This window comes from Candidatus Campbellbacteria bacterium (genome assembly GCA_028817035.1).
Classification (GTDB): Bacteria; Patescibacteriota; Minisyncoccia; order Phycocordibacterales; family JABAAK01; genus JAPPQH01.
On sequence record JAPPQH010000015.1, the window covers coordinates 24,202 to 49,383 of the forward strand.

General features: G+C 37.6%; 38 protein-coding genes. 34 read left to right on the plus strand and 4 right to left on the minus strand.

Features of this window, described 5'->3' with window-relative positions; all coding sequences use genetic code 11:
* Positions 1–2 precede the first annotated feature (2 nt).
* Positions 3–1,535, plus strand: a complete 1,533-nt coding sequence (locus OXU73_02350; GenBank protein ID MDD9868144.1) for a ComEC/Rec2 family competence protein — start codon at positions 3–5, stop codon at positions 1,533–1,535.
* A gap of 163 nt (positions 1,536–1,698) precedes the next feature.
* Here OXU73_02350 and OXU73_02355 read toward each other — a convergent pair whose 3' ends face one another.
* On the minus strand, positions 1,699–2,571 hold the full coding sequence (locus tag OXU73_02355; protein MDD9868145.1) for an MBL fold metallo-hydrolase: 873 nt from the start codon (positions 2,569–2,571) through the stop codon (positions 1,699–1,701).
* A 50-nt stretch (positions 2,572–2,621) separates the two neighbouring features.
* Between OXU73_02355 and OXU73_02360 the strand changes: the two genes are divergently transcribed.
* Positions 2,622–3,212: a superoxide dismutase gene (locus OXU73_02360; protein MDD9868146.1), complete on the plus strand. Its 591-nt coding sequence runs from the start codon at positions 2,622–2,624 to the stop codon at positions 3,210–3,212.
* A 2-nt stretch (positions 3,213–3,214) separates the two neighbouring features.
* Here OXU73_02360 and OXU73_02365 read toward each other — a convergent pair whose 3' ends face one another.
* On the minus strand, positions 3,215–3,457 hold the full coding sequence (locus OXU73_02365; protein ID MDD9868147.1) for a hypothetical protein: 243 nt from the start codon (positions 3,455–3,457) through the stop codon (positions 3,215–3,217).
* A gap of 60 nt (positions 3,458–3,517) precedes the next feature.
* Between OXU73_02365 and OXU73_02370 the strand changes: the two genes are divergently transcribed.
* The 26 genes from OXU73_02370 to OXU73_02495 all read left to right on the plus strand — a co-directional run bounded on the left by OXU73_02370 (position 3,518) and on the right by OXU73_02495 (position 21,245).
* Positions 3,518–4,159: a site-2 protease family protein gene (locus tag OXU73_02370; GenBank protein MDD9868148.1), complete on the plus strand. Its 642-nt coding sequence runs from the start codon at positions 3,518–3,520 to the stop codon at positions 4,157–4,159.
* A gap of 44 nt (positions 4,160–4,203) precedes the next feature.
* A complete protein-coding gene (gene rpsL, locus OXU73_02375) occupies positions 4,204–4,620 on the plus strand; it encodes a 30S ribosomal protein S12 (protein ID MDD9868149.1) in 417 nt (138 codons plus the stop codon).
* 2 nt (positions 4,621–4,622) lie between these two features.
* On the plus strand, positions 4,623–5,093 hold the full coding sequence (gene rpsG, locus OXU73_02380) for a 30S ribosomal protein S7 (GenBank protein MDD9868150.1): 471 nt from the start codon (positions 4,623–4,625) through the stop codon (positions 5,091–5,093).
* Between the two features lie 14 nt (positions 5,094–5,107).
* On the plus strand, positions 5,108–7,267 hold the full coding sequence (fusA, locus tag OXU73_02385) for an elongation factor G (GenBank protein MDD9868151.1): 2,160 nt from the start codon (positions 5,108–5,110) through the stop codon (positions 7,265–7,267).
* Positions 7,268–7,414: 147 nt separating this feature from the next.
* Positions 7,415–8,611: an elongation factor Tu gene (gene tuf, locus OXU73_02390; protein ID MDD9868152.1), complete on the plus strand. Its 1,197-nt coding sequence runs from the start codon at positions 7,415–7,417 to the stop codon at positions 8,609–8,611.
* 74 nt (positions 8,612–8,685) lie between these two features.
* A complete protein-coding gene (gene rpsJ / locus OXU73_02395; protein MDD9868153.1) occupies positions 8,686–9,015 on the plus strand; it encodes a 30S ribosomal protein S10 in 330 nt (109 codons plus the stop codon).
* A gap of 39 nt (positions 9,016–9,054) precedes the next feature.
* A complete protein-coding gene (gene rplC, locus OXU73_02400; protein ID MDD9868154.1) occupies positions 9,055–9,633 on the plus strand; it encodes a 50S ribosomal protein L3 in 579 nt (192 codons plus the stop codon).
* Positions 9,634–9,639: 6 nt separating this feature from the next.
* On the plus strand, positions 9,640–10,308 hold the full coding sequence (gene rplD, locus OXU73_02405; GenBank protein ID MDD9868155.1) for a 50S ribosomal protein L4: 669 nt from the start codon (positions 9,640–9,642) through the stop codon (positions 10,306–10,308).
* Positions 10,309–10,314: 6 nt separating this feature from the next.
* The gene (gene rplW, locus OXU73_02410; protein ID MDD9868156.1) at positions 10,315–10,800 is read left to right on the plus strand and encodes a 50S ribosomal protein L23; all 486 of its coding nucleotides are present in this window, start codon (positions 10,315–10,317) and stop codon (positions 10,798–10,800) included.
* Between the two features lie 5 nt (positions 10,801–10,805).
* Positions 10,806–11,645 carry a 50S ribosomal protein L2 gene (rplB, locus tag OXU73_02415; protein ID MDD9868157.1) on the plus strand — a complete coding sequence of 280 codons (840 nt, stop codon included), beginning with the start codon at positions 10,806–10,808 and terminating at the stop codon, positions 11,643–11,645.
* A 65-nt stretch (positions 11,646–11,710) separates the two neighbouring features.
* Positions 11,711–12,052: a 30S ribosomal protein S19 gene (rpsS, locus tag OXU73_02420; protein ID MDD9868158.1), complete on the plus strand. Its 342-nt coding sequence runs from the start codon at positions 11,711–11,713 to the stop codon at positions 12,050–12,052.
* An 11-nt stretch (positions 12,053–12,063) separates the two neighbouring features.
* A complete protein-coding gene (rplV, locus tag OXU73_02425; GenBank protein ID MDD9868159.1) occupies positions 12,064–12,399 on the plus strand; it encodes a 50S ribosomal protein L22 in 336 nt (111 codons plus the stop codon).
* Positions 12,396–13,070, plus strand: a complete 675-nt coding sequence (rpsC, locus tag OXU73_02430) for a 30S ribosomal protein S3 (protein MDD9868160.1) — start codon at positions 12,396–12,398, stop codon at positions 13,068–13,070. Before rplV ends, rpsC begins: the two co-directional genes overlap by 4 nt.
* A 6-nt stretch (positions 13,071–13,076) precedes the next feature.
* Positions 13,077–13,496: a 50S ribosomal protein L16 gene (gene rplP / locus OXU73_02435; protein ID MDD9868161.1), complete on the plus strand. Its 420-nt coding sequence runs from the start codon at positions 13,077–13,079 to the stop codon at positions 13,494–13,496.
* Position 13,497: 1 nt separating this feature from the next.
* Positions 13,498–13,686 (plus strand): 50S ribosomal protein L29, encoded by a 189-nt coding sequence (gene rpmC / locus OXU73_02440; GenBank protein ID MDD9868162.1) that lies wholly within the window; start codon positions 13,498–13,500, stop codon positions 13,684–13,686.
* Positions 13,687–13,695: 9 nt separating this feature from the next.
* Positions 13,696–13,956: a 30S ribosomal protein S17 gene (rpsQ, locus tag OXU73_02445; GenBank protein ID MDD9868163.1), complete on the plus strand. Its 261-nt coding sequence runs from the start codon at positions 13,696–13,698 to the stop codon at positions 13,954–13,956.
* Between the two features lie 5 nt (positions 13,957–13,961).
* A complete protein-coding gene (rplN, locus tag OXU73_02450) occupies positions 13,962–14,342 on the plus strand; it encodes a 50S ribosomal protein L14 (protein ID MDD9868164.1) in 381 nt (126 codons plus the stop codon).
* On the plus strand, positions 14,339–14,644 hold the full coding sequence (gene rplX, locus OXU73_02455) for a 50S ribosomal protein L24 (protein MDD9868165.1): 306 nt from the start codon (positions 14,339–14,341) through the stop codon (positions 14,642–14,644). The genes rplN and rplX overlap by 4 nt, the downstream gene beginning before the upstream one ends.
* Before the next feature lies 1 nt (position 14,645).
* Positions 14,646–15,188 (plus strand): 50S ribosomal protein L5, encoded by a 543-nt coding sequence (gene rplE, locus OXU73_02460; protein ID MDD9868166.1) that lies wholly within the window; start codon positions 14,646–14,648, stop codon positions 15,186–15,188.
* Between the two features lie 21 nt (positions 15,189–15,209).
* Positions 15,210–17,198, plus strand: a complete 1,989-nt coding sequence (locus tag OXU73_02465; protein ID MDD9868167.1) for a hypothetical protein — start codon at positions 15,210–15,212, stop codon at positions 17,196–17,198.
* Positions 17,199–17,231: 33 nt separating this feature from the next.
* Entirely contained in the window at positions 17,232–18,230 is a 999-nt protein-coding gene (murB, locus tag OXU73_02470) for a UDP-N-acetylmuramate dehydrogenase (GenBank protein MDD9868168.1), read from the plus strand.
* 54 nt (positions 18,231–18,284) lie between these two features.
* Entirely contained in the window at positions 18,285–18,449 is a 165-nt protein-coding gene (locus tag OXU73_02475) for a hypothetical protein (GenBank protein MDD9868169.1), read from the plus strand.
* On the plus strand, positions 18,415–18,897 hold the full coding sequence (locus OXU73_02480) for a Fic family protein (GenBank protein MDD9868170.1): 483 nt from the start codon (positions 18,415–18,417) through the stop codon (positions 18,895–18,897). The genes OXU73_02475 and OXU73_02480 overlap by 35 nt, the downstream gene beginning before the upstream one ends.
* Before the next feature lie 65 nt (positions 18,898–18,962).
* The gene (locus OXU73_02485) at positions 18,963–19,727 is read left to right on the plus strand and encodes a hypothetical protein (GenBank protein MDD9868171.1); all 765 of its coding nucleotides are present in this window, start codon (positions 18,963–18,965) and stop codon (positions 19,725–19,727) included.
* A gap of 114 nt (positions 19,728–19,841) precedes the next feature.
* Positions 19,842–20,087 carry a hypothetical protein gene (locus tag OXU73_02490; GenBank protein MDD9868172.1) on the plus strand — a complete coding sequence of 82 codons (246 nt, stop codon included), beginning with the start codon at positions 19,842–19,844 and terminating at the stop codon, positions 20,085–20,087.
* A 33-nt stretch (positions 20,088–20,120) separates the two neighbouring features.
* Positions 20,121–21,245, plus strand: a complete 1,125-nt coding sequence (locus tag OXU73_02495; GenBank protein MDD9868173.1) for a hypothetical protein — start codon at positions 20,121–20,123, stop codon at positions 21,243–21,245.
* Between the two features lie 81 nt (positions 21,246–21,326).
* Here the strand turns inward: OXU73_02495 and OXU73_02500 are convergent, their stop codons facing one another.
* The gene (locus OXU73_02500; protein MDD9868174.1) at positions 21,327–21,707 is read right to left on the minus strand and encodes a hypothetical protein; all 381 of its coding nucleotides are present in this window, start codon (positions 21,705–21,707) and stop codon (positions 21,327–21,329) included.
* Positions 21,708–21,710: 3 nt separating this feature from the next.
* A complete protein-coding gene (locus OXU73_02505) occupies positions 21,711–22,181 on the minus strand; it encodes a DUF4065 domain-containing protein (protein MDD9868175.1) in 471 nt (156 codons plus the stop codon).
* Positions 22,182–22,534: 353 nt separating this feature from the next.
* On the opposite strand from OXU73_02505, the gene rpsN reads away from it, so the two are divergent.
* From rpsN to OXU73_02535, 6 genes are read left to right on the plus strand one after another with little or no spacing between them, the layout of a single operon-like run.
* Positions 22,535–22,804, plus strand: coding sequence for a 30S ribosomal protein S14 (gene rpsN / locus OXU73_02510; protein ID MDD9868176.1), 270 nt, complete (start codon positions 22,535–22,537; stop codon positions 22,802–22,804).
* A complete protein-coding gene (gene rpsH / locus OXU73_02515) occupies positions 22,798–23,190 on the plus strand; it encodes a 30S ribosomal protein S8 (protein ID MDD9868177.1) in 393 nt (130 codons plus the stop codon). Before rpsN ends, rpsH begins: the two co-directional genes overlap by 7 nt.
* An 11-nt stretch (positions 23,191–23,201) precedes the next feature.
* Entirely contained in the window at positions 23,202–23,741 is a 540-nt protein-coding gene (rplF, locus tag OXU73_02520) for a 50S ribosomal protein L6 (GenBank protein ID MDD9868178.1), read from the plus strand.
* 10 nt (positions 23,742–23,751) lie between these two features.
* On the plus strand, positions 23,752–24,102 hold the full coding sequence (gene rplR, locus OXU73_02525) for a 50S ribosomal protein L18 (GenBank protein MDD9868179.1): 351 nt from the start codon (positions 23,752–23,754) through the stop codon (positions 24,100–24,102).
* A 3-nt stretch (positions 24,103–24,105) separates the two neighbouring features.
* Complete coding sequence (locus OXU73_02530; GenBank protein MDD9868180.1) at positions 24,106–24,732, plus strand: 30S ribosomal protein S5; 627 nt, start codon at positions 24,106–24,108, stop codon at positions 24,730–24,732.
* Positions 24,733–24,735: 3 nt separating this feature from the next.
* On the plus strand, positions 24,736–25,182 hold the full coding sequence (locus tag OXU73_02535; protein MDD9868181.1) for an uL15 family ribosomal protein: 447 nt from the start codon (positions 24,736–24,738) through the stop codon (positions 25,180–25,182).

Here is a 25,182-nt window from a genome sequence, read left to right on the forward strand (position 1 = left end):
AAATGTTTAAGTTAGATAAAGTGAGTTTCGCGTTTGTTGCGCTATTGTCATTTTTTGTAGGAATAATCATCTCATTTCTTGTCCTTGATAATCCGCTGAATGTGTGGGTGTATCTGTTTGTGGTACTTCTCTCCATCACCATTTTCTTGGTCTCTTTTTTCCAGCGTGATAAACCAAAAGAGTTTTCATTACTTTTGTCGTTGGTCATACTGTCTTTATTTTTTGGCATGTGGCGTGCGCAGTCAGTTCAAACACCTCCAAAACTTCCTTACCCATACGACACGCGCATAGAGTTTGAGGGGACACTGATAGAAGAAGCAGTTGAAAAGAAAGGAAGAGTTCATCACACAATCGCACTATCAGAAGATGTTTCAGCGCTTGTCATTGGCGGTCGTTTTCCAAAATGTGAGTTTTCTCAGAAAGTGCGGGTATATGGGAGATTGGAAAAACCAAAAAGTTTTGTTACTGATGTTGGTCGTGATTTTAATTACCCTACTTTTCTTAAAAAGAGCGGAATTTATTATCTTGTAAAGATTGACGCGAAAGATGAAAAGATAGAATGTCTTGACACGGCAATTAATAAGTCAGAAGTTTCAACGGCAACATTAACCCTAAAACCTTTGATAAAAATAAAAAAATTATTTACAAACAAAGTTTCTGAAAACATAAATGAACCAGAGGCATCACTAACAAACGGAATCATAATCGGTGGCAGAGGCGCAATACCAGAAACCCTTCAAGAAGCGATGAGAAGGTCTGGTGTCATACACATAGCGGTTTTGTCTGGGTACAATATATCAATAATCGCGGTTACATTTCAGAAACTATTTATGTTTTTGTCTCTCGGCTTGGCGAATATATTTTCAATCATATTTGTTGCGCTGTTTGTGTTGATGGCTGGGGCAACACCCCCTTTGGTAAGGGCGGCAATCATGGCGGCAATCGCGATGTTTGCACAATCAACAGGCAGAACATATTTATCGGGCAGGGCACTTTTCTTCGCCGCCGCGGTTATGGTTTTCTTCAATCCTTTTATATTGCTATACGATGCATCTTTTCACCTTTCATTTTTAGCAAGTAGCGGGATAATCTACCTTGCGCCAATTTTTAGGGAGAGAATAAACAAATCGGATTCATCAAAATTTTCAAAATCCATAAAAGAAATAGTCATCTTAACACTCGCAACACAGATATTTGTTACGCCATACCTTTTGTATACTTTTGGCATGGTTTCTGTTGTTTCTATCCCCGCGAACCTTCTTGTTTTACCAGCAGTTCCACTGCTTATGCTCAGCGGTTTTATTTCTGGAATTTTTCCACTCCTGCTTGCGCTTCCATTTTTCTATATAACCTACGCGATTGCAAACTACATAATTTCCGTGAGTGAGTTTTTCGCATCACTGCCGATTGCTGTTTTGGAAATAAATATCGGCTTGTTGATTATGTTCGCTTTTTATTTTGCATTTATACTTACAATCTACCTTTCTTCAAGAAAGGGAATAAAAGATGAAAATAAAAAGCATTACTTTTTATAAATTTTTATTATACAAGGTATACGAAGATTCCAATAAGGACTAAGACAATTATCACAAGCACTAACAAAAAAACTTTTGAAGACTTTGGTTTCTCAACATAATCCCTATCTTTTCCGCGATTATACCTTTCTCGATGGTGTTTTAGATATACCATAATATTCACTTACTCTTTATTATACCACGCAAACCCATCTGAAACAAAATGGGTCTTTTTATCCTTTGTGTGCAATAAAATAGAGTCGGTGTTTTGGTTTATCCTGTCTACGACATCTTTGTGCGGGTGTCCATAACGGCTGTTTTCTTCAGCAGATATTATGGAAAAATCAGGATTTACTATACTTAAAAATAACGCATCACTTGAATGCCTTGACCCGTGGTGGCTTACCTTCAAAATGTCGCTTTCAATTTTTTTACCAAAATTATTTGCTATGGACCTTTCTATCTTTGTAGATATGTCCCCAGTTAAAAGAGCAGTTGTTTCTCCATAAAGAAGTCGTGCAACAATTGATGTGTCGTTTCTATCTCCCCTCAAAAGATTTTTTTGTGGAGAAATAAATTCAAGAGTTACTCCATCTGAAAAAGCGAAAACCTGTGGAGAGTCAATAACTATGATTTCCGCCCCCTCGTCTTCCATCTCTTCTGTAAGAGCCCTGTATGTTGCGGTGCCGCTTTCCACTCCGTTGTGTACAAAATATCTAACTGAAAATCTTTTCAACACATCAACCAGTCCCCCTATGTGATCTGCGTCAGGGTGTGTGGCGATTAACATATCAATTTCTCTGTCGTTCAATTCAAGAACATCTTTAATTTCTGTGAGAACAGTTCCCGAGTTACCCCCATCAACGAGTATCTGAAAACCAGTTGGTGTTTCAATAAAAATAGAATCCCCCTGACCAACATCTAAAAATGAAAGTTTCAACTCCTGTTGCTCCACCTGTCTGTCATTTTCTGAGATATAGTAGACAAAGTAGGCGATGGCGAGAAGAGACGCGATTGCGAAGATTTGCGAGCAGAGTATGTATTGACTTGTTTTCATCGTGCTATACTTAAATATATTACAAGAAAATCTGAGAAATAAAAAATAAAATGTCTTACACAAAAAAATCTTTTTCTATACCAGAAATTACAGGTCTATCAAAAGAGCAGATAGACGCTCATCTCAAGCTTTATGAGGGTTATGTAAAACACTCTAACCTAATAATTGAGAAAATAGACGAATTGTCAAAAAACAAAGAAGAAAACGCGTATATGATTGCCGAGCTGAGAAGGCGGTTTGGTTTTGAGTTCAACGGTATGAGAAACCACGAGTATTATTTTGGACACCTTGAGGGTGGTGCACAACCAATGCCGACCTCTCAATTAAAAGAAGAGATAGACAAAACATTTGGGTCATTTGATAATTTTAAAAGTGTGTTTAAGAATATCGCCCTTTCAACAAGAGGAAACGGCTGGCTTATCTTAGCAAAAGACAGAATAAAAAAGAATCTGGTGTTGTTGTGGGTTAGCGATCACGAGATAGGACAATGCACGGACATGCTACCCGTTTTTGTGTTTGATGTGTGGGAGCATGCTTATATGGTTGATTATGTTCCCGCCCAAAAAGGAGAATATGTTGAAGCATACCTCAACGCTGTGAATTGGGAAAAATTGAGCGAAGAGTTTGCCAACACTTTATAGTCCTAAATAAGTTTAGATTTTGAGAGTGTCTTTTTGACACCACGCTTTCTGATTGTTTTAAGTCCGCGAGCAGAAACTTCAATTTTTATTTTCTTTCCTGTTTCTGGGTCAACAAGCGTCTTCTTACACATATTAGTGCTCTTTCTTTTCTTAGGAATAGGGTTGAACTTGGTTGCTCGGACACGGTTGCTATAACCACCTGTAACCATGCTTCCTTTTCCAGTTATGGGACATACTTTTGCCATTGCAAAATATAATAGCACTTAAAGAAAATTATTGCAATACTAATGTATAATATAGAAATAATGGCTTTGGAAGTTATATTAACAATAGGAATAGTCTTTATGTCGGTTGTCGTCCATGAAATATCTCATGGATATGCGGCTCATTTTCTCGGAGATCCAACGGCAAAGTATCAAGGTCGGCTCACGCTGAATCCGATTCCACACATTGATATCTTGGGAACCATATTGGTCCCACTGTTTTTGATTCTTTCACAGGCAGGCATTCTTTTTGGTTGGGCGAAGCCAGTCCCATACAATCCCTACAACCTCCGCGGTGGCGCAAAAGCAGAAGCGTTTGTTGCGGCAGCCGGCTCACTTTCCAATTTTGCCCTCGCGATAATATTTGGAATTTTGGCACAGGTCGTTGCCTCCGTTGATCCATCCCAGACAGAGTTAGTTTTCACATTTACAACCATTGTTTTTGTTAATGTTTTGTTGGGTCTGTTCAATTTATTGCCGATACCCCCACTTGACGGCTCTAAAGTCCTTCTCGCCATACTTCCTATGAAAATTGAGTCTGCGTATAAAAAATACATAATCAATCCTTTTGAAAGAATGGGCTTTTTGGCGTTCTTTCTCGTGGTGTTCATATTCATATTTCTCCTCGCACAGCCGTTTTTCTTATTTGTGAATTTTGTGACGAGTTTGCTTGTGGGCGGGTAGATGAGGTTGCATAATCGCGCCTATCGTGGTAAGTTTTATACATTATGCCTACAATAGGACAATTAATAAAAGGTTGCCGAAAGGCAAGAACAAAAAAGGCAAAGACACTCGCACTTTCGCGTGGTGCTTTCAGTCCGATTAAAAAACGGATAACAAACTATGAATCACCATTCAAGCGCGGTGTGTGTACTCGTGTCTACACGATGAACCCCAGAAAGCCAAACTCTGCGACAAGAAAAATAGCAAGAGTGAGATTAACAAACGGAATGGAAATCACAGCATACATACCCGGTGAAGGACACAACTTACAGGAACACTCTGTTGTCCTTGTTCGCGGTGGTCGGGTAAAAGACATTTCTGTTCGTTATGTTATCGTTCGCGGAGTTTTTGATGCGACAAGCGTTGAGAAAAGAAAAAATGGAAGGAGTTCGTATGGAACAAAGAAAGAGAAGAAAGAATAAATATGAGAAAGCCCATAAAACAAAAAAATCAACTTGAGCCAGATCACAGATACAACTCCCTAAAAGTGAGTCAGCTTATAAACTATGTTATGAGATGCGGTCATAAAGAGCGTGCACAAAATATTGTCTACAAAGCGCTTGATATAACAAAAGAAAAAACAAAGTCAAAAGAAGCTCTCGCGGTGTTTGAAGAGGCGGTTAATAATGTTGGTCCAAATATGGAGGTTCGTTCAAGGCGTGTTGGTGGAGCAAATTATCAAGTTCCAAGGGAGGTTTCTCAAAAAAGACGACAAGCCCTCGCGCTCAGGTGGATTGTCGCTTCTGCGCGTAACAAAAAGGGTGCACCTATGTATCAGAAACTTGCAGAAGAGATAATCGCGGCAAGTAACAAGGAAGGCGAGGCATTTACAAAAAGAGAAAATACCCACAAGATGGCAGAGGCAAACAAGGCATTTGCGCATTTTGCATGGTAAATTTGTAGAAAGTTATGGAAAGAGATTATCCGCTTGATAAAGTAAGAAATATAGGAATAATAGCCCACATAGATGCGGGCAAAACGACCACAACAGAGAGGGTTCTTTTTTATACTGGCGTATCGCACAAAATAGGAGAAGTTCACGAGGGTGAGGCGGTGATGGACTGGATGGAACAGGAGAGAGAAAGAGGGATAACAATAACATCTGCTGCGACTACTTGTTTTTGGGTTCCGACATATGCAGGAACTGACACATCAAAGAAACATCGTTTTAATATAATTGACACACCTGGTCATGTTGACTTCACAGCAGAGGTTGAGAGATCATTAAAAGTTTTAGATGGCGGTGTTGTTGTTTTTGACGGAGTTGCTGGTGTTGAGTCACAGTCAGAAACAGTGTGGCGACAGGCAGACAAATATAAAGTCCCAAGAATTTGTTTCATAAACAAACTTGATAGAACAGGAGCAAGTTTTGAGCGATCTTTCAAAACAATACTTGAACGCCTTACCACAAACGCGATAATGATGCAGATCCCTATTGGTGAAGAAGACGAACTTAAAGGGATAATAGATTTTCTTGAAATGAAGGCGTATTACTTTGACGGTGAGAGAGGTGAGAAAGTAAGAAAAGAAGAAGTGCCAAGTGAATACAAAGAACAAGCAGAGAAAAAACGAGCAGAACTTATTGAAGCAATTGCAGAGAGTGATGACAAACTTGCGGAGGAATACCTTGAAGGAAAAGAGATAACAGTTGATGTTGCAAAAAAAGCACTTCGTAAGGCAGTTATTGAAAACAAAATAGTCCCTGTTTTTGCCGGCTCTTCACTTAAAAACAAAGGGGTTCAATTGGTTCTTGATGCTGTTATTGATTATCTTCCTTCTCCTCTTGATATCCCTCCTGTCAAAGGGGTCAATCCAAAAGATGAAAGTGAGGTTACAAGAAAGGCATCTGATGATGAACCGTTCTCTGCCCTCGTGTTCAAACTGCAAGCAGATCCTTTTGTCGGACAGCTCGCCTTTTTCCGTGTTTATTCGGGGGTTCTTGACGCTGGCTCTTTTGTGTATAACTCATCGGCAGATAAAAAGGAAAGGATAGGAAGAATTGTCAGATTGCACGCCAATTCAAGAGAAGAGGTAAAGAGGGTGTATTCAGGTGAGATAGCCGCAGCGATAGGGCTAAAAGACTCAAAAACATCACACACTCTATGTGATGAGCAGAACCAGATTCGCCTTGAAACAATAACATTTCCCGAGCCAGTTGTTAATTTAAGAATTGAACCAAAGACAAAAGGGGATCAAGAAAAAATGGGAATGGCGTTGAAAAAACTTTCTGATGAAGACCCTACTTTTCGTGTTTCAAGTGACTCAGAAACATTAGACACAATAATTGCAGGTATGGGCGAACTTCACCTTGAAGTTTTGGTTGAGAGAATGAGAAGAGAGTTTAGTGTGGAGGCAACAACCGGTGCACCGCAGGTTGCGTATAGAGAAACAATAGTAGGAAATGCAGATGAGGAATACAAATACATCCGCCAGAGCGGTGGTCGCGGTCAATACGGTCATGTAAAAATAAAAATAAAACCGCTTGATAAAGAAGCGCAGAAAAATGAAGACGGCAAAAAAGCAAAGAACATACACAGAGAAGATGGTTTTGAATTTATAAACAGTATAAAAGGAGGTATCATCCCGCAAGAGTATATCCCTGCTGTAAGAAAAGGAATAAAAGAAGCCATGGATCGCGGTGTCCTTGCTGGCTACTCAATGAGAGATGTATCCGTTGAACTTTATGATGGATCGTTCCACGAAGTTGACTCATCAGAAATCGCATTCAAAATCGCGGCAAGTCATGCGTTTCAAGAAGGCGCAAAAAAAGCAAAACCTGTTTTGCTTGAGCCGATAATGAAACTTGAGGTTACAACTCCAGAAAAATTTATGGGAGACATAACAGGACACTTAAATTCAAGGAGAGGTCAGATGTTGGGAATGGAAGATGTCAGCAATCTGAAGATAATCCGCGCACTCGTGCCTTTGGCAGAGCTGTTTGGATACACAACCACCCTCCGTTCAATGACAGAAGGGCGAGCAACGCCAACTATGGAGTTTTCCTCATATGAGATAGTCCCAAACAATGTGGCAGAAGGCATCGTATCCCAGAGAAAACCCTCTGCTTGACTAATACAGCCCAGTTCGGTAACATATACCTTTGTTACTGCTCAAGCACAGCACTAACGCGGCTCTTCGTTATTTGAACGAATCCGACAGCACAAAATATCGTTTTGTGTAAGTGCTACATTAACAATATTTAGATAATAATTTAATATGGCAGAAAAATTCCAAAGAGATAAACCTCATATAAATGTGGGAACAATCGGTCATGTCGACCACGGAAAAACAACATTGACTGCTGCAATCCTCAAAACGCTTAACGCGAAAGGAGATGGCTTTTCAGCTAATGTAAAAGATGTGGGACAAATCGACTCTGCACCAGAAGAAAAACAGCGTGGAATAACCATCGCACTTTCTCACAGTGAGTACTCAACCCCACAAAGACACTATGCCCATGTTGATGCGCCAGGTCACGCTGACTACATCAAAAACATGATTACAGGTGCCGCACAAATGGATGGAGCAATAATAGTAATTGCCGCATCTGATGGTCCGATGCCACAAACGAGAGAGCACATTCTTCTTGCAAAGCAAGTTGGTGTTCCAAAGATTTTGGTATTCATAAACAAGTGTGATGCAGTTGACGATCAAAGCCTGATTGACCTTGTTGAAGAAGAAACAAGAGAACTTCTTGAGAAATACGGATTTGACAAAGACGCACCGATAATAAGAGGATCTGCGCTAAAAGCGCTTGAAGCACCAGACGCAAGTGACGAGTGGAGTCAAAAAATAGTTGAACTTATTACAAAGATGGACGAATACATCCCAGTCCCTAACCGTGAGACAGACAAGCCGTTCTTGATGCCTATTGAGGACATATTCTCAATTGAAGGTCGCGGAACAGTAGTTACTGGAAAGATTGAAAGAGGAGTGGTTAAAGTAGGAGATGAGGTTGAGATAGTGGGTATAAAAGACACCACAAAAACGACCGTTACAGGTATTGAAATGTTTAACAAATCTCTTGATGACGGGCAGGCAGGCGACAACGCAGGAGTCCTTATCCGTGGTATGAAAAAAGAAGATGTTCATCGCGGACAGGTTCTTGCAAAGCCAAGCAGCGTAACTCCACACACAGAGTTTGACGCTGAAGTATATGTCCTATCAAAAGAAGAAGGAGGACGACACACGCCTTTCTTTTCTGGTTACAAGCCTCAGTTCTACATGAGAACAACAGATGTTACAGGTGAGATAAAACTTGCTGATGGCGTTGAAATGATAATGCCAGGAGACACAGCAACATTCAACATAAAGTTGGTATCTCCAGTTGCGCTTGAAGAAAAGCAGCGTTTTGCAATCCGTGAAGGAGGTAAAACTGTTGGAGCAGGTGTTGTTACAAAAATAATCTCCTAATAATCTTAAGATTGATTATGAAGGTAGATGCAAAGAATAAAAAGACAGACGGAAAGAGCAAAGATAAGAAACCAATGAGTATGCAAAAGCTTCGCATTCGCGTGCAAGCATACGACAGTCGTGTTCTTGATACATCAGTAAAACAGGTTGTAGACACCGGTCTGCGACTTGGTTTCAAGGTTGTTGGTCCTGTACCTTTGCCGACCACAATCAAAAAGTATTCTGTTAATAGATCTACCTTCATCTTCAAGTCATCGGGAGAGCAGTTTGAAACAAGAGTTCACAGAAGGTTAATTGACATATTGAACCCAACACAACAAGTTATAGAAGCATTAACAAACATTGACCTACCAACAGGTGTTAATGTAAGTGTTAAGCTCATAGCAAACGAAAACTCTTCATAGTCGCGTTCTCCAGTCAGACAACAAAATATAATAACCCATATGAAATTTCTTTTAGGAAAAAAAGAAGAAATGACGCAATTATTTGATGATGATGGTGTAGTTCATCCTGTAACCATGCTATCGCTTGAGCCGATAATCGTCACAAAAATATTTGACACGGAAAGCCGTGGTTATTCATCTGTTCAAGTGGGATATGGAAATTCTCCTAAAAAGTCATCAAAAGAAAGTTTCAAAGGTCTTAAAGAATTTCGTATGGATGATACCTCTGGATACAAAGAGGGCAACGAGATAAACACAGGTGAAACTTTCAAAGAAGGAGATATGGTCCGTCTGTCTTCTGTCTCAAAGGGTAAAGGTTTTCAAGGCGTTGTCAAAAGACACGGCTTTCACGGTGGTCCGAGAACACACGGTCAGAGAAAAGGAGAAAGAATAGGAGGAGCGATTGGGGGCGGTCTTCAAGCTCGTGTTCCAAAAGGCAAAAAAATGCCAGGAAGAATGGGAGGAGACAGAGTCACCATCAAGAAAGCAAAAATTGTAAAAGTAGAAGACGGAAAGATATACATAAGAGGTTCGGTTCCTGGCTCAAGGGGGACACTTGTTGAAATAAGAGGAATTTAATCTAATATGAACGCACAAGTATTTGACATAGAAGGTAAAAAAGTAAAGAGTTTTCAACTCCCATCTGAAATTTTTGATGTGGCGTGGAATGCAGACCTTGTAAAACAGGTTGTAGACACCGCTGAGGCAAATACAAGGATTGCAAAAGCACACACAAAAATGAGAGGAGAGGTGCGCGGTGGTGGTAAAAAACCTTGGAGACAAAAAGGAACAGGAAGGGCAAGACACGGATCACGCCGTTCTCCTATATGGGTTGGTGGTGCTATAACTTTTGGACCACGAAATGAGAAAGTGTACAAAAAAAACATAACAAAGAAAATGAAAGCAAAAGCCCTTGCATCAATGCTTTCACAAAAGGCAAGAGATGGAGAGTTGTTTTTCTTCAACGATATTGATTTTGGTGACAAGCCAAAAACAAAAAAAGCAGTAGAAATGTTTGGAAAAATATCAAAGAAGGATTTTAACCCACTTTCAAAAACATCAAAGGCATCCCTTGTTCTACTTTGCAACGACAACAAAACAACAACAAGAAGTTTACAAAATATAAACAATGTTGGCGTTTCACTTGTCTCCTCTTTGAATGCAAGAGATTTGGCTCTTTACAAATACATTTTTATGGTTGACCCAGAAAAATGTGTGGAGATACTAACAAAGCGTTTAGTAGAAAATAAATAAAGTATTATGAAAATATTTGGAATTGACTTCGGCAAAAAAGACAAAGATGAAAATGACAAGAAAGTTGTTATTGATGATTCTATTGGTGAAGAAGAAACCCTTGAAACATTCTCACAACCGACAACTCCAACCAAAAAGAAATTTGTAAAAAGGGTTTCAAAAAAAGCGCCAAAGAAAAAACTCCGCAGGACAAACTTCACTACGAAGAAAATGAGCAAGACAAGTGTTCTCGTGAAGCCGTATTACACGGAAAAAGCAGCAGATTCTTCTGAAAAATCAATATATATCTTTGAGGTTAACAGCCGTGCAGGAAAGCGAGAGGTGGCATCCGCTATAAAAGAAAAATACAATGTCATCCCAAAGAAGGTTAATATATTGACAACCTCATCAAAGCCAACATCCCTACGCCGTGTGGGGCGTGCTGGACGCACACAAGTGAAGAAAAAAGCTTATGTGTATCTTGCTAAGGGAGATAAGATTCAATTCTCATAAATAATATGAAAGTACTTAAACCAACAACACCAGGATCGCGTGGAACAAAACTTCTTTCATTCAAAGGAGTTACAGCAAAAAAACCACACAAAAAATTAACATCAGGAGCGAAACGCGCATCCGGTCGTGGAAGTGCTGGTCGTATAACTATGAGACACAAAGGTGGCGGACACAAAAAAAGATATAGGAAAGTTGATTTTCTCTATAACAAACACGGAATACCAGCGCGCATTGAAACAATTGAGTATGACCCACACAGAACCGGCTTCATCGCACTCGCGTGTTATAAAGATGGAGAAAAAAGATACCTGCTCGTCCCATCAAACATAGAAGTTGGTAATACAATAGTTACAGCAGAAAAGACACCATTGAGAACAGGAAACAGGATGATGCTTAAACACATGCCAGTCGGAACTTCTGTATACAATATAGAACTCAAACCAAACGGAGGAGCAAAGCTTGCCCGCTCCGCAGGTAACTTCGCAGAGGTTGTCGCGCAGGATGCAGGCAACACAAACCTCAAACTCTCCTCTGGCGAGGTAAGAAAAGTGTCCGACAGGTGCTTTGCCTCAATAGGCTCTGTCTCAAATGAAGAGAATAAACTGCGTGTTTTAGGCAAAGCAGGGCGAAGCAGACACATGGGCAGACGCCCAACCGTCCGTGGTTCCGCGATGAACCCAGTAGATCACCCCTATGGAGGCGGTGAAGGGCGCGCAGGACGAGGTCGAAGAAGGGCGGTGTCTAAATGGGGCAAAGGAGTAGGAAAGGGTCAAAAAACGAGGCGACCGAAAAAATACTCAAATGTATTCATCGTTTCGTCCCGACACAAGAAACGCAGGAGATAGTCACAATTTGACATCAACATTTCTCTGCGATAGCATAAAACTTGTGTTTATAAACACAGACAAACATGGCAAGATCAATCAAAAAAGGTCCACACATAGACTTTAAATTAATGAAGAAAATAGACGGCAAAACACCCGAGCAAGTCGGTGATATAAAGACATGGGCAAGGGCAAGCCAGATATCACCCAAGATGATTGGTTTTACTTTTCTTGTCCACAACGGAAAGACATTTATAAAAGTATTTGTCACAGAAGAAATGGTCGGACACCGTCTCGGAGAATTTTCGCCGACAAAGAGGTTTGTAAAACACGGAGGAAAAATACAGAAAGAACTTGATCAGAAGAGAAAGGAAGCAGAGATAACTGCAGCAAAAGCAGCGAGGGAAACATCTGCGGCTAAAAAATAAGATAGATTATTATGAAAGCGAATTTGAAAAATTACAGGCAGTCGCCAAGAAAGGCAAGGTTGGTCGCAAACACTGTTAAAGGAAAAAATGTTTCTCATGCGTGTGCGATTCTCTCCTTCTTAAACAAAAGGGCAGCGCACCCAATAAAGAATTTAATTCTTTCAGCATCACAGAACGCAAAAGAAAAAAATAAAGAAATTGGAGACAAGGACTTAATAATTAAAAGTATAAGAGTTGATGACGGTATCATCCTAAAAAGAGGGCGTGCTGGTAGTCGCGGAACAGGAAAACCCATCAAAAAAAGAACAAGCAATATATCCATTGAGCTTGAAAAGAAAAAAGTATGACACACAATGTTCACCCATACATACACCGTTTAGGAATAATAAAAGACTGGAAATCTTCCTGGTTTATTAATGATGCCAAAAAATACAGAGAAGCACTCCGTTGCGACCATGTAATCCGCAAGTTTTTAGAGAAACGCCTTAAAGGCATGTTGGTTGATGATGTTTTCATAGAGCATAAAAGAAAAGCAATAGCGATAACCATAAAAACAGCACGACCAGGACTACTCATAGGAAAATCAGGGGCAGGCATAGAAACCCTTAAAAAAGAAATTGAAAAAGTTGTAAAAAAAGCAAAAGTAGAATATCAGGAAATCGTATTACACATTGAAGAAATAAAATTCATAGAACCACACGCAGCACTTGTCGCAGAAACAATAGTCGCAGGTCTTGAGAAAAGAATGCAGTTCCGCCGTCTACTAAAGCAGACAGCAGAAAAGGTGATGGCAAACAGCGCAGTAAAAGGAGTAAGAATAGTTCTCTCAGGCAGGTTGGGTGGCGCAGAGATCGCAAGGTCGGAACACATAAGAAAAGGAAGAGTTCCCTTGCAGACATTTCGTTCTGATATTGACTACGCACACAAACCAGCAGTTTTGTCTTATGGAACAATCGGCGTGAAAGTTTGGGTGTACAGAGGAGATGTGTATGCAAAAAAGAACAAAGAATATAATTAAAAAACTATGTTAATACCTTCAAAAGTAAAATATCGCAAAGTTCAAAAGAAGCGAACAAACAAAAACAAAACACACACGGAAACGCGTGGGACAAAAGTTTCTTTTGGATCTTATGGATTGAAATCGCTTGCAGAAGGAAAATTGAAATCCAACCAGATTGAAGCAGCACGAAGGTGCATCGTCCGTTCAGCAGGAAAAACCGCTAAATTTTGGATACGAGTGTTCCCAGACAGACCTTTTACTAAAAAGCCATCAGAGGTTAAAATGGGTAAGGGCAAGGGTGATGTTGAGGGCTTTGAGTTCAAGGTCATGCCAGGCAGAGTCATATTTGAGCTGGACAACGTATCAAAAGAAATAGCGACATTGGCACTCAACAAGGCAGGTAGCAAATTGCCTGTAAAGACAAAAGTAGTATCACGAGAATAATATGGATATAAAAGATTTGAAAATAAAGAGCAAGGCAGAAATAATAGAAGAGTTAAAAAAACTCCAAGATAGTTTGCAGTCCGAACGGTTTGGAGGCAGTGGTGTAAGTGATGTCAAAAAAACACATATGAGAAAACAACTGCGCCGAGATATCGCAAGGATAAAAACACTCTTAGCATCACGATCTTAATTATTTATTATGGAAAAAACATCAGAAACAAAAACACAAAGCAGAAAAAAACAACTCAAAGGAGTTGTCGTGTCTGACAAGATGAAAGACACGGCAGTTGTTCAAGTTGTGCGATTTGTGAAACACCCACGATACGGAAAGTATGTAAAGAGAATAAAAAAATACAGCTCACACAACACAATAGGCGCAAAGGAAGGCGACACAGTGATAATAAGAGAAACAAAACCAATCTCTAAAAGAAAATCATTTGAGATAACCTCAATAAAATAATACTTATGATACAGCCACAAACACTCGTAAAAATAGCAGACAACTCAGGCGCAAAAATAGGGCGCGTTTTCAAAGTGCTTGGTGGCTCAAGAAAAAGATATGCACGCATAGGCGACAAAGTTGTTTTATCCGTCCAAACCGCAGAACCAAAGAAATTGGCTCAAAGCGCAAAGAAAAAAGATGTATTTCATGCGGTAATAGTCCGTCAAGTTGCGCCATACAGAAGGAAAGACGGATCATACATCCGTTTTGATGAAAACGCTGCCGTCCTTATTGAAAAAGGAAAATACGAACCGCGAGGAAATCGTATTTTTGGCCCAGTCCCCCGCGAGCTATCATCATTGGGTTATCAAAAAATCGTATCTCTCGCAAATGAAGTAATATGAAAATAAAAAAAGGAGACAAAATAATAGTAATAAAAGGTAAAGACAAGGGAAAAACTGGAGAAGTTATAAAATCAATCCCAAGCAAGTTATCCGTGGTTGTAAAAGGTGTGTGTGTAAGAACAGTCCATCAGCGAGCACGACAAAAAGGCGAAAAAGGAGCACTTGTAAAAAAAGAAATGCCAATAAACATTTCAAATGTATCACTCTTTGACTCAAAAACAAAAAAGCCAACAAAGACAAAATGGGAAGTCAAAGACAACAAAAAAATCCGCGTCCCAAGAAAAAGTGATGTAAAAATTTAATATGAATACAATAAATCAAAAACTAAAAGAATCTTTCAAGGCAATAGGGAAACAGAGAAATCTGAAAAACCCAATGCAAGCCTTCAAACTGGAGAAAATAGTCATCTCTGCAGGTGTTGGTCGTGTGAAAGACAAGTCACGCATAGAACTCATACAAGACCGCCTCGCAAAAATAACAGGATACAAACCAGTTCCGTGTGCCGCAAAAAAATCAATCGCATCTTTCAAACTCCGCCAAGGCGACATAATAGGATACAAAGTAACACTAAGAGGAAAAGCAATGGAAGACTTTCTTGAGAAATTTATAAACATAACACTCCCACGAAGCCGTGACTTTCGCGGAATAACCCCAAAAGGCATTGACAAAGCAGGCAACCTCACAATAGGGATACAAGAGCACATAATCTTCCCAGAAACCTCAAACGAAGAAGCAAAAGACATATTCGGACTCGCAGTAACACTTGTTACAAACACAACAAACCACGAAGACACAAAAGCATTCCTAACCTACCTCGGCATCCCCTTTAAGAAAGACACTGCCTAAAACAAGGGTTATAATATAATCATGCAAAAAACCACTGCATTATTACTTGTCGCTTTTTTATTATTAGCCCAACCATCTATTTCAGTTCAAGCACAAGTACCAATCGTCCCATCCCAAACACAGACACCAGTTGTCCCAATCCAAGAGACACAAGTTGTTGAACCCCAAACATGGGCACCAGTCGTTCCAGCACAAACTCAGCAAGAGAAACAATCCGCTGATGATAAAGAAGATGAAATACCAGTCATCCAAAAAGAATGGACTGATGATGAACTTGTTAATGAAGCACCGATATATAGAACAAACGATAGAGAAGATTATGAGGAAACATTAAGTTTAGAAAGAGAAGAAGAAGATGAACGAAGGAGAGAGGAAGAAGAATATGAAAAGTGGAGAGAAGAAAGAGATAGAGAAGAGGAAAACGATGGCTCAGTTGAGTTGACCATTAAGGATGCAGAAAAGATTTTCAAATCACTTTCTGTGGAAGAAAAGCATAGTGGAAAAATAGAGGCCATAGAAAAAATTGTTCAAAAAATAGTTGATAAAACTCATGCCAGAGAAAGCAAGGATGTTGTTATCGTGTACAACGAGCCAAAGGATATAATACGACAAATTGAAGAGATGCTTAGTGAAGAAATACTGGAGAATATAGAAAGAGTGATTTTTGAATGGCAAACAAAAACCATCGGCAGAGGACATATTGAAATTGGTCGAGATGCTTTTATATTAACTAAATACTATAGAAATGGAAAAAAGATGTCAGAAAAACACTATGGTTATCTAGACCAAGTGCCTTGTCCATGGAGAGAATGGTATGAGGACGGTCAAATATCTAATGAAATGCTTTGTTTTCCGAAAAAAATTCAGAAAGTGTATTTTAAGAATGGAGAATTGCAAATTAAGAGAACGCTTATTGAAGGCAAATTTAAGGAGGAGTGGTGGTATGAGAATGGGCAAATAAAAGAAAGGTTTGATGGTGAGTTGAGAGAGGAGTGGTGGAGGTCTAGACCTATAACAACACGGGTTGAAAGAAATCTGAAGTTAGAGCGGTGGTATAAAGACGGACAATTGGCAAGAAAAACTGAAAACGGTGTCACCAAAAGATGGTATCAAAATGGACAACTAATGTCGGTGGGAGAAGAGGTTGAAAACGAAGTTACTCAATGGTTTGAAAAACCCAAATATACCGAGTGGTATGAAAATGGTTCTATTCATATAATAAAAAATGGTGGTATAACCAAATCATGGTATCCTAATGGTGAAAAAAAAGTTGATAAAGTTTCTGATGAAAAAAAATCAAGATATGAGTCGTGGTGGGAAAATGGAAATAAAAAAGAAGAATCAATTGAGAAGATTGCACCAGATGGAAGGTGGCATGATAATCTTAAATGGTGGTGGGAAAATGGAAATTTAAGAACATCAGAATTTAGAATAGACAACGAAACATCTCGAATCAAAGAATGGCGTCAAGATGGAACTCCAAAATATGAGGCAGATTGGGAAAAAGGTTTTACAAAGATATGGTATGAAAAAGGACAAAAATCATCAGAGACACAATTTCTTGCCATAAAAAAGCCATCAGGGATATTAGATAAAGAAAATTTAAAAATTATTATGGCAATGTATTGGTATAAGAATGGCAAGAAATTGGCTGAATTTAAAGATGGAAAATTGCAAGTTTGGAATATGTTGGGAATAATTATGAATGGACTCCAGGCCAAGAGGCGCTTTTGTGAAAAAGATGCTCATTGGGTTGAGAGATATGGGTATTATGAATGTGATGGATGGGGAGGTCCAGATAATCTTAGTTGTGAACAAATCAATGGCAAAGTTATCGGCTACCATAATGGTTGCCGTTGCAGAGGTGAAGACTGCCTCGGTAAAACATGCCAAGCAGCAGTAGTATATTCCTGCCAAGTGCAGAAAATTGAGCAACCTAAAAAGATTTTGATGATACATAAATTGAGAAACACAAACCCTTTAACTACATCACTGCCTACAACATTTTAGAAATACATTAACAAATTGTGTAGTATAGAATATATGGCTATCTCACTGAAAGAAATAAATGCATTCAAGACAGAAGAAACAACACAGGAAATTATAGAAATAAGCACTGAAAATGAATTAAAGGACGCCGTAACAAAACACCCAGACCACATAGTTTTGGGAAAGGGAACAAATACACTTTTTGTAAAAAACATATTCATCCCTGTTTTAATAAACGAGTTTAAGGGAATAAAGATACAGGAAGAAGACAAAGAATCAATAACATATATCATCGGAGGAGGGGAAATATGGACAGATGTTGTAGACAAAATGTGTGAGAAAAATCTTTGGGGATTGGAATATTTATCAGGAATACCAGGAAGTGCAGGCGCAGGAGTTGTAAAAAACATAGGGGCATATGGATCAGAACTCTCTGACATATGTAAAGCAGTAAATGTATATGATAAAGAAAAACAAGCATTCAGAGAAATAAAATCAAAAGATTGTAAATTTGGCTACAGAACCAGCATATTTGAGAAGATGCCAAACCAATACATCATAACAGATATTGTAATTACGATACAGAAACAAAACAAAAACGCAGAACAACAATTCCTCATCAACACGAGAAACAGAGGTGTGGGTACTCCAAAAGCATATACGCCAATAGAAATATCAAAAGAGATAACAAAAACAAGAAACAGAAAACTTCCATCCCCAGAAACAAGTCCAAACGCAGGAAGTTTTTTCAAAAATCCGATACTGAACGAAAAAGAGTCAGAAAATATATTACAAAAACATAAAAAATTAAAACACTGGAAAACAGACGAGGGAACAAAATTTTCTGCAGGGGAGTTGATAGAATTGTGTGGAATGAAGGGCTATAAAGAAAAAACAGGAGCAGGAATATCAGAAAAACACGCATTAGTAATAATAAATAATGGAACAAAAAGGGGAAATGACATTTACTCCCTATCACAAAAAATACAAAAAGAAGTAAGCAAAAAATTTAAAATAAACCTTGAGCCAGAAGTATCAATACACAAAGGTTGATATTCCCCCAGTTTTTGTGTATAATTTATGTGTAAATAATGATGTGAATATATTATGGAAAATTCAAACAAAAAATTAAATTACAATGCGACAAATAAGGTAGCAGACAATCAAACAAACACATTAACGCAAGAACAAATAAACGAAGTAATTAAATTTACTGCGGATTTTACTGTGAAAAAATATGGACACATCATTGAACGACTCTCAAAAGAATAATATCAAGTTTCTTACAGAAAAAATTTTATTGGGTTTGTATGAAGCAGAATATGAAAAGGAGTATCTAACCTCCATATTCGGTGAATTTTTGCCAACTGAAAAAGAAAAATGGGTAAAAGAAATGGCTTCTATAATGTCAACCGTAGAAACAAGAAGCAATTTTTGCAATATGTCTTTAGATGAGGCAGTCGCTCGTGTCATGTTTTGCATAATAAAAGGACACAAACTTGTTGATGGAAACAAGCGATCTTCCATTTTGTGCATGGTGGGTCTGTATGCCCTAAACTTATATGTTTCAGATAAAGGTGTCGGCAACAAAGAGAGATTTACATTTGATCCAGAATCCTTGTATCACAAGGTCAAGGAAATCGCTGCGCTTGACTCCCAAACAATAGATGACGAAAAAGTTATAGTTGATTTAACCGAGTTTCTAAAAACAAAAAAATAGGGACTTGTAATTTTAGGAAATCTTTGATATCATTTCCCTATTGTATCTAATATAAAAACTAATATATGGACAGTAATTTTGCCTATAAAATTAATAACTTCATATTTACCCCCTGGTATGCTTTTTCTGCTTTTATATATAAGCGTTTTTCAAAAATTATATTAATTCTTTCTTTTCTGTCTTTCTTTTACCTTTTATTTACAGGTCATTTTATAGAAATAGTTCTAGTACTGGTTAGCTCAATTCTTGTAGCACCATTACTTACTTTTTTATTAACAGAAACTTTTAATTTTATTATTTTTACAAAAGAAGAAAGAAAATGTATGAAAGACTTTCAAAAAACATTTGCCAAATCAAATGTTACAGAACATTATAGCGGTTTTGCGCCAACTATTCCAACAGAAGCAGACGAGAAACTTTCTAGATTTCCAAAATATAAAATTTCACTTGTCGCAACAAGTGGCATACTCATTTCTTTGGTGGTTGTTTTGATTTTATATACCGGATTATTGGGTTATTTTTCTAACACCAGTTTTTATAATGGGATAAATGTAATGCAATTGAACTATGCATTAATTTTTGTATTATATTTGTCAGTTGATTATCAAAGATTACTGTTAGAAATTTTTTATTCACATCTGCCCCATCTTTATCCCAATACAAGGTTTCTATTTCCTTTTAAAATAATTTTAATATTGTTCTTGTGTGTAGTAATTTTTTTGGGTATAAGTTTATCATACACATCGTTTCTTTTGGGTGGTTCATTATTAATTTTAATGTTCTCTTTGACAATGTTTTTTAGCGATACTTCTTATATCGCAAAGTTATAAAGAAGCCAAATTGACCTTTTGCAATAACAAAAACACCAACCCAAAATAGCACAGTTGCAATTTTTGGCGTGGTTTGGTATCATTTTTATCGCATTTGATACAGGCTAAAAACCTATGGACAACAATCTCAACACAAAAGAAGAAATAATGGAAGAACTTGAAAAACAGGGCGGAGAAATGAAAATAGGAATTAATAATAGTGAAAAGGAATCTATGGATAAATTTAGGGGGTTGCTTGATGAGTTAAACGATAAAATAACATATGATGAAGGACCTTATATGCATATAGGTATTGGTAATGTGAATGACCCAGAACGATTTCCAGCCATTACTGAATTTTTTATCAGAAGGATAAAATAAAAATATGGACCTTTGTTTTGAGATATTGATTATATGAAAAGAAAAATTTTAGACTCAATTTGTGTTATTAATGAAATATTAGAGAAAAATCCTTTTAAACCAGAAAGTTCGTCGGGAAGTTGGAAACACAACACCACAGAAATAAATAAAGAAATTAAAAGATTAGGACTTGAAAATAATATTATTTTTGAAAAAAATACTTTCACCATAAGAAATTTACACTTTAAAAGGGGAGGAGTACTTGCATTTAATAATAGTTATTTAATATCAATTCACTTTGAAAATAATATATTTGAGTGTGAGAAGGATGGTGCGGGTGTCAATATATCAGCAACTAATGCTCAAATTACATTTAAGAATAATTCTTTTAAAGAAAAGTTTCTTGAATTATTTATAGCTTCTATGGGTTGGCGAATTTCTTTTGTGAATAATTCTTTTAATAACTCATCATGTGGTATATTGACTGATCCATCTTTTTCTTCCAATGAAAAAAAACAAATTGGAAATATAAAAATTGACTCAATAGTTTTGAAGCATAATAAATTTGAAAGCTTTGATTTATATGCAGGTAGTGGAAAAATAATTAAAGAAGTTATAGGCAGAAAAAATACCTTCCATGATTTTGGTATAGACGATGTTTCTAAAATAGATTACATATCTTTTTCCACAGATAATAAATTTATCCTAGAAGGTAAAAGGGAATTAGAGATTGACAGACTAAGAAGGACATTCGCAAAACTGAAATCAAAAAGTATAGAATCCAATTTTACGATAGAGGCTAATGACTTTAATGCCATAGAACTGGATATTTATAGAAGAAATCCTAACCGTATAAAATTTGGAGATAAATTTTTATTATATATAGAGAAACATGTGAGCAACTTTAAAACTTCTTGGATTTCAGCAATGGTATGGCTTCTAATAGTTAATACTGTAATTTATATTATATTAATAATACTTTTGGGGGAGTTTCATATAAATCTTAATTTATGGTTTACGTCACTAGATCCACTTGTAAATTTAAATAGTTATCTAAAAGAAAAGGGCTATGAGCATTTTAATCGTGATTATATTTCCCATATTGACTTTATTAGAAGGATATTCATTTTATTCTTTGCATACGAAATAATAAAATCCTTTAGAAAGTTTTCTAGATAATTTGATATAATTAACCCATTGTGTAATAAAAACCAATTATATGAACCTTAAGAAAATCTTACAAAACACAAAACCGACATATCAAACCTGTCTTTCGTGGTTTGGGTCTATGTGGGTTACCATACAAAATTGCTCACATTGGATGCCAAATACCCTAAAGTTTTGGTTTATCCTAAAATGAAAGGGTCTGCCCAATTCTCTATCTTCTGCACTGTCTATCGCATTACGAATTTCACTTTTCATATGGCCCTTATCAATAGTTATGCCCCCATGCGCCCTATCCTTTGCCGCCCATTGTTTCCATGTTTGTCCATTTATTTCCTCCAACTTCTTAAAAATGAGTTTTAAATTGATGACAAGCTGTTTTTTATTGGTTTTATCATTTGCCTTAAAATATCTGAAACTAAACACAACCTTATCCTCGGTGTGACTAGGCAATACCTTACTACCAAAATCACCCATACCCTACTCTATACTAAACACATCTCTATAATAATTTTTTATAGACTCATTTGATATTGGAATATGTTTCTTTCCTTCTTCATAGACATCCTTCCATGGCTTGTGCTTGTGTGTTATATCAACAAGTTCTCTTGCAGAATATTTATCAAATATTTCTAAAGTTTTTTCCACTACCCATATAGTTTCTTCATTAAACTTATCAACATCACATTTTTCATTTGGTATCACACCTGCACCATTACTTTTGTATTCTTCGTAAACACTGTCTACGGCAGGTCCGTGCTTCCATGCCTCTATTGTTTCAGAAAATAGTGGTTTGTCATATCTTACTAATGATATAGCCTGAGCAAAGTATAGAAACTTAAGCAGTTTCATATTTGTTATATCGTTTAAATCTTGGTCTTTCTCATAAGATTTACAAATAAACAACCTTGCTATATCAACTGCACTTGCTTTGTTAGAAAGTGTGTCCATATTTATTAAATTATTATACACCAAAAGAGCAATAATCGCCAACAATCGTCATACAAACAGAGGGTATAAATATGTAGGGGAATAAGTAAAAATTGGGTTAATTTTTGATATTCTCTTTGATTTTACTGTGAAAAAATATGGACACATCATTGAACGACTCTCAAAAGAATAATATATAGCCTATTAGGGCAGAAAAATAAAAGAGGAAGGCTGAAAAATAGCACGGTTGCAATTTTTGGCGTGGTTTGGTATCCTTTAACCTATTGACTTGTCAATCTATGGGATGCTCCCTGTATTCTGATATAGAGAAGATTTCATACGATATTGCTTGTCATAATAAAAATCGCGAGAGTATGGCGAGAAAATCACTTATAACAAGAAACGAAAAAAGAATAAAGTTGGCGAAAAAATACGAGAAAAAGCGCAAAGCATTAAAGGCGGCTAATGATTACATTGGTCTACAAAAACTTCCAAAAAATGCTTCGCCTGTTCGTATTCGTAATCGTTGTTTCATAACCGGCAGGTCGCGGGGTTATCTTCGTGCTTTTGGAATTTCAAGGATATGTTTTCGCGAGGAAGCACGCAAGGGTAATCTCCCAGGAGTAAGAAAATCATCATGGTAGTTGATAAAGTTTCAGATTTAATAATCAGCATAAAGAACGCTGGGATGGTGAATAAAGATAATGTTGAGATTCAGTATTCAAAGTTCAAGCATCAGATAGCAAAGAAGTTGCATTCTTGCGGTTTTTTGGATTCTGTTGAGCACAAGTCAAAACCAAAGAGTAGGCTGATTATAAAATTGAGATACAACAAAAACGGACAGCACTGCATACATGATGTAAAAAGAATATCTCGCCCTTCTCATCGCGTGTATGGTGGGTCTAAAAAAATATTGCCTATAAAAACAGGTCGTGGCGTTACGCTTCTCTCTACTCCTAAGGGCATCCTCACAGACAGGGAGGCGAGGCGTGAGAATGTGGGTGGAGAGTTGCTTTTCTCAATCTGGTAATAAAATTCATTATGTCTCGTTTATCAAAAAAACCAACATCGCTACCACAAGGAGTATCAGCAGAATACAAGGATTTTACCTTGTCCGTAAAGGGTCCTAAGGGTGAGTTAAAAAGGCAATTCAAGGACAACGCAGATATTAAAATTGAGAATAATGAGGTATCGGTTTCAATCAAGACGAACTCTCCCAGAGTTTCCAGCGTGATGTCGGGCACTCTTGTGTCGCATATCCGCAATATGATCAAAGGGGTGACGGATGGTTTCTCAAAAAGATTGGTGATTGAAGGCGTGGGTTACAAAGCGGAAGCTCAGGGGGATAAACTAAAACTAATAGTTGGCTTGTCACATCCTGTTATGGTTTCCATACCGTCAGGGATAAAAGTTTCTATTGAGAAAAATGTAATTATTGTTGAAGGGATGGACAAGGAGATGGTTGGTCAGTTTGCTGCGGATGTATGTGCGGTAAAAAAAGTAGAACCATACAAAGGATACGGCATAAGATACGAAGGTGCTTTTGTAAGGCGTAAACAGGGTAAGCGTGCTACAGCATAAAGATAAGATTATGAAAACACAAAAGAATGACAAAAAAATAAGAAGAGAAAGACGGCATAAAAAAATAAGGAGCAGAATTTTTGGCACAGCAGAGTGTCCGCGACTTTCTTTTTCAAGAACAAACAAGCATATATATCTCCAAATAATTGATGATGAAAAGGGTAACACCCTTGCATACACTTCTTCACACTATTCTGATGCTTCCAAAAAAGAAAAGGCAGCACAGATGGGGGAGAATATCGCCCGTCTTGCAAAGGAAAAGAAGATAGAAAAGGTCGTTTTTGATAGGAGCGGTTTTTTGTATGCGGGATTGGTAAAGATAGTTGCTGATTCTGCGAGGGCTGCGGGACTTAAATTTTAATATATGACAGACGAGAAAAAACAACAAAAAAATACCAAAAAGGAAGAGGTAAAGAAAGCAAAACCTGCTGTCGCTTCTAAGAATGCGCCAAGGGACAAAAAGCAGAACAACCAAAGGAACAACAACAAAAAACCACAATCACGGGGTTCTTCTGGAAGACCTCAAAACAAAAGACAGAGAAAATCACGGGCTAACAAGTCTGAGGCGAAGGAGTTTGATCAAAAGATACTTTCAATAAGAAGGGTATCCCGAGTTGTTGCTGGCGGTCGCCGTTTCTCACTTTCTGTTGCGGTGGCGATAGGCAACCGCCGTGGCAAAGTTGGAATTGGAAAGGGAAAAGCGACAGACACAGTTCAAGCGATAGAAAAAGCAGCGGCACAAGCGAAAAAGAATTTAATAAATGTCCCTCTCACCGAAACGCTTAGTATCCCTCATCAAGTGTCGGCAAAATACTGTGCTTCTGAGGTTATGCTTCGTCCTTCAAAATCATTCATAGCAGGTGGTGCAGTTAGACAGATAGCAGATCTTGCTGGGATAAGAAATATAAACGCAAAAATAAAAACACGCTCAAAAAATCATATCAACAACGCAAAGGCGACCGTAAAGGCGTTGAGTAAATTGATAACTTAAAATATGAAAATTCACGAACTCAAAAAAGAATCACATAAAAAAGATAAAAAAAGAATTGCACGGGGAGGCGCAAGGGGTAAAACTGCTGGTCGCGGAACAAAAGGACAGAAATCAAGGGCAGGAACAAGGATAAGACCTGCTTTCAGGGATGTGTTTCAGAAGATACCAAAAAAGAGAGGACACAACAAAAATCGCGGAAGGACGCTTCGTCGCAGGTTTGTTCCAAGAACAGAGATATCAATTGGTTCGCTAAACAGCATAGAAGGAAAGCTAATAAATCCCCGCACACTTCTAAAGGGCGGTGTTATAAAAAAGCAAAGGGGAATGTTGCCAAATGTAAAACTGCTCGGAAGGGGTGATGTAAAAAAGGCATTTTCTGTATATAATTGTTTTGTATCAGAAAGTGCTAAACAAAAAATTGAAAAAGCAGGGGGTAAAGTGCACATATAA

Bases quoted from the DNA above. Each gene is read 5' to 3' on its own strand.
- murB (MDD9868168.1), top strand. From the start codon at position 17,232: ATGGCTATCTCACTGAAAGAAATAAATGCATTCAAGACAGAAGAAACA.
- rplE (MDD9868166.1), top strand. From the start codon at position 14,646: ATGAATACAATAAATCAAAAACTAAAAGAATCTTTCAAGGCAATAGGG.
- rplD (MDD9868155.1), top strand. From the start codon at position 9,640: ATGAACGCACAAGTATTTGACATAGAAGGTAAAAAAGTAAAGAGTTTT.
- OXU73_02495 (MDD9868173.1), top strand. From the start codon at position 20,121: ATGAAAAGAAAAATTTTAGACTCAATTTGTGTTATTAATGAAATATTA.
- fusA (MDD9868151.1), top strand. From the start codon at position 5,108: ATGGAAAGAGATTATCCGCTTGATAAAGTAAGAAATATAGGAATAATA.
- OXU73_02530 (MDD9868180.1), top strand. From the start codon at position 24,106: ATGACAGACGAGAAAAAACAACAAAAAAATACCAAAAAGGAAGAGGTA.
- OXU73_02465 (MDD9868167.1), top strand. From the start codon at position 15,210: ATGCAAAAAACCACTGCATTATTACTTGTCGCTTTTTTATTATTAGCC.
- OXU73_02490 (MDD9868172.1), top strand. From the start codon at position 19,842: ATGGACAACAATCTCAACACAAAAGAAGAAATAATGGAAGAACTTGAA.
- rpsL (MDD9868149.1), top strand. From the start codon at position 4,204: ATGCCTACAATAGGACAATTAATAAAAGGTTGCCGAAAGGCAAGAACA.
- rplX (MDD9868165.1), top strand. From the start codon at position 14,339: ATGAAAATAAAAAAAGGAGACAAAATAATAGTAATAAAAGGTAAAGAC.
- OXU73_02505 (MDD9868175.1), bottom strand. From the start codon at position 22,181: ATGGACACACTTTCTAACAAAGCAAGTGCAGTTGATATAGCAAGGTTG.
- OXU73_02480 (MDD9868170.1), top strand. From the start codon at position 18,415: ATGGACACATCATTGAACGACTCTCAAAAGAATAATATCAAGTTTCTT.
- OXU73_02365 (MDD9868147.1), bottom strand. From the start codon at position 3,457: ATGGCAAAAGTATGTCCCATAACTGGAAAAGGAAGCATGGTTACAGGT.
- rpsQ (MDD9868163.1), top strand. From the start codon at position 13,696: ATGGAAAAAACATCAGAAACAAAAACACAAAGCAGAAAAAAACAACTC.
- rpsC (MDD9868160.1), top strand. From the start codon at position 12,396: ATGACACACAATGTTCACCCATACATACACCGTTTAGGAATAATAAAA.
- rplR (MDD9868179.1), top strand. From the start codon at position 23,752: ATGAAAACACAAAAGAATGACAAAAAAATAAGAAGAGAAAGACGGCAT.
- rpsJ (MDD9868153.1), top strand. From the start codon at position 8,686: ATGAGTATGCAAAAGCTTCGCATTCGCGTGCAAGCATACGACAGTCGT.
- rpsN (MDD9868176.1), top strand. From the start codon at position 22,535: ATGGCGAGAAAATCACTTATAACAAGAAACGAAAAAAGAATAAAGTTG.
- OXU73_02355 (MDD9868145.1), bottom strand. From the start codon at position 2,571: ATGAAAACAAGTCAATACATACTCTGCTCGCAAATCTTCGCAATCGCG.
- rpsS (MDD9868158.1), top strand. From the start codon at position 11,711: ATGGCAAGATCAATCAAAAAAGGTCCACACATAGACTTTAAATTAATG.
- rpsH (MDD9868177.1), top strand. From the start codon at position 22,798: ATGGTAGTTGATAAAGTTTCAGATTTAATAATCAGCATAAAGAACGCT.
- rplV (MDD9868159.1), top strand. From the start codon at position 12,064: ATGAAAGCGAATTTGAAAAATTACAGGCAGTCGCCAAGAAAGGCAAGG.
- OXU73_02500 (MDD9868174.1), bottom strand. From the start codon at position 21,707: ATGGGTGATTTTGGTAGTAAGGTATTGCCTAGTCACACCGAGGATAAG.
- rpmC (MDD9868162.1), top strand. From the start codon at position 13,498: ATGGATATAAAAGATTTGAAAATAAAGAGCAAGGCAGAAATAATAGAA.
- rplP (MDD9868161.1), top strand. From the start codon at position 13,077: ATGTTAATACCTTCAAAAGTAAAATATCGCAAAGTTCAAAAGAAGCGA.
- rplF (MDD9868178.1), top strand. From the start codon at position 23,202: ATGTCTCGTTTATCAAAAAAACCAACATCGCTACCACAAGGAGTATCA.
- rpsG (MDD9868150.1), top strand. From the start codon at position 4,623: ATGAGAAAGCCCATAAAACAAAAAAATCAACTTGAGCCAGATCACAGA.
- OXU73_02360 (MDD9868146.1), top strand. From the start codon at position 2,622: ATGTCTTACACAAAAAAATCTTTTTCTATACCAGAAATTACAGGTCTA.
- OXU73_02475 (MDD9868169.1), top strand. From the start codon at position 18,285: ATGGAAAATTCAAACAAAAAATTAAATTACAATGCGACAAATAAGGTA.
- tuf (MDD9868152.1), top strand. From the start codon at position 7,415: ATGGCAGAAAAATTCCAAAGAGATAAACCTCATATAAATGTGGGAACA.
- OXU73_02535 (MDD9868181.1), top strand. From the start codon at position 24,736: ATGAAAATTCACGAACTCAAAAAAGAATCACATAAAAAAGATAAAAAA.
- rplB (MDD9868157.1), top strand. From the start codon at position 10,806: ATGAAAGTACTTAAACCAACAACACCAGGATCGCGTGGAACAAAACTT.
- OXU73_02370 (MDD9868148.1), top strand. From the start codon at position 3,518: ATGGCTTTGGAAGTTATATTAACAATAGGAATAGTCTTTATGTCGGTT.
- rplN (MDD9868164.1), top strand. From the start codon at position 13,962: ATGATACAGCCACAAACACTCGTAAAAATAGCAGACAACTCAGGCGCA.
- rplC (MDD9868154.1), top strand. From the start codon at position 9,055: ATGAAATTTCTTTTAGGAAAAAAAGAAGAAATGACGCAATTATTTGAT.
- OXU73_02485 (MDD9868171.1), top strand. From the start codon at position 18,963: ATGGACAGTAATTTTGCCTATAAAATTAATAACTTCATATTTACCCCC.
- rplW (MDD9868156.1), top strand. From the start codon at position 10,315: ATGAAAATATTTGGAATTGACTTCGGCAAAAAAGACAAAGATGAAAAT.
- OXU73_02350 (MDD9868144.1), top strand. From the start codon at position 3: ATGTTTAAGTTAGATAAAGTGAGTTTCGCGTTTGTTGCGCTATTGTCA.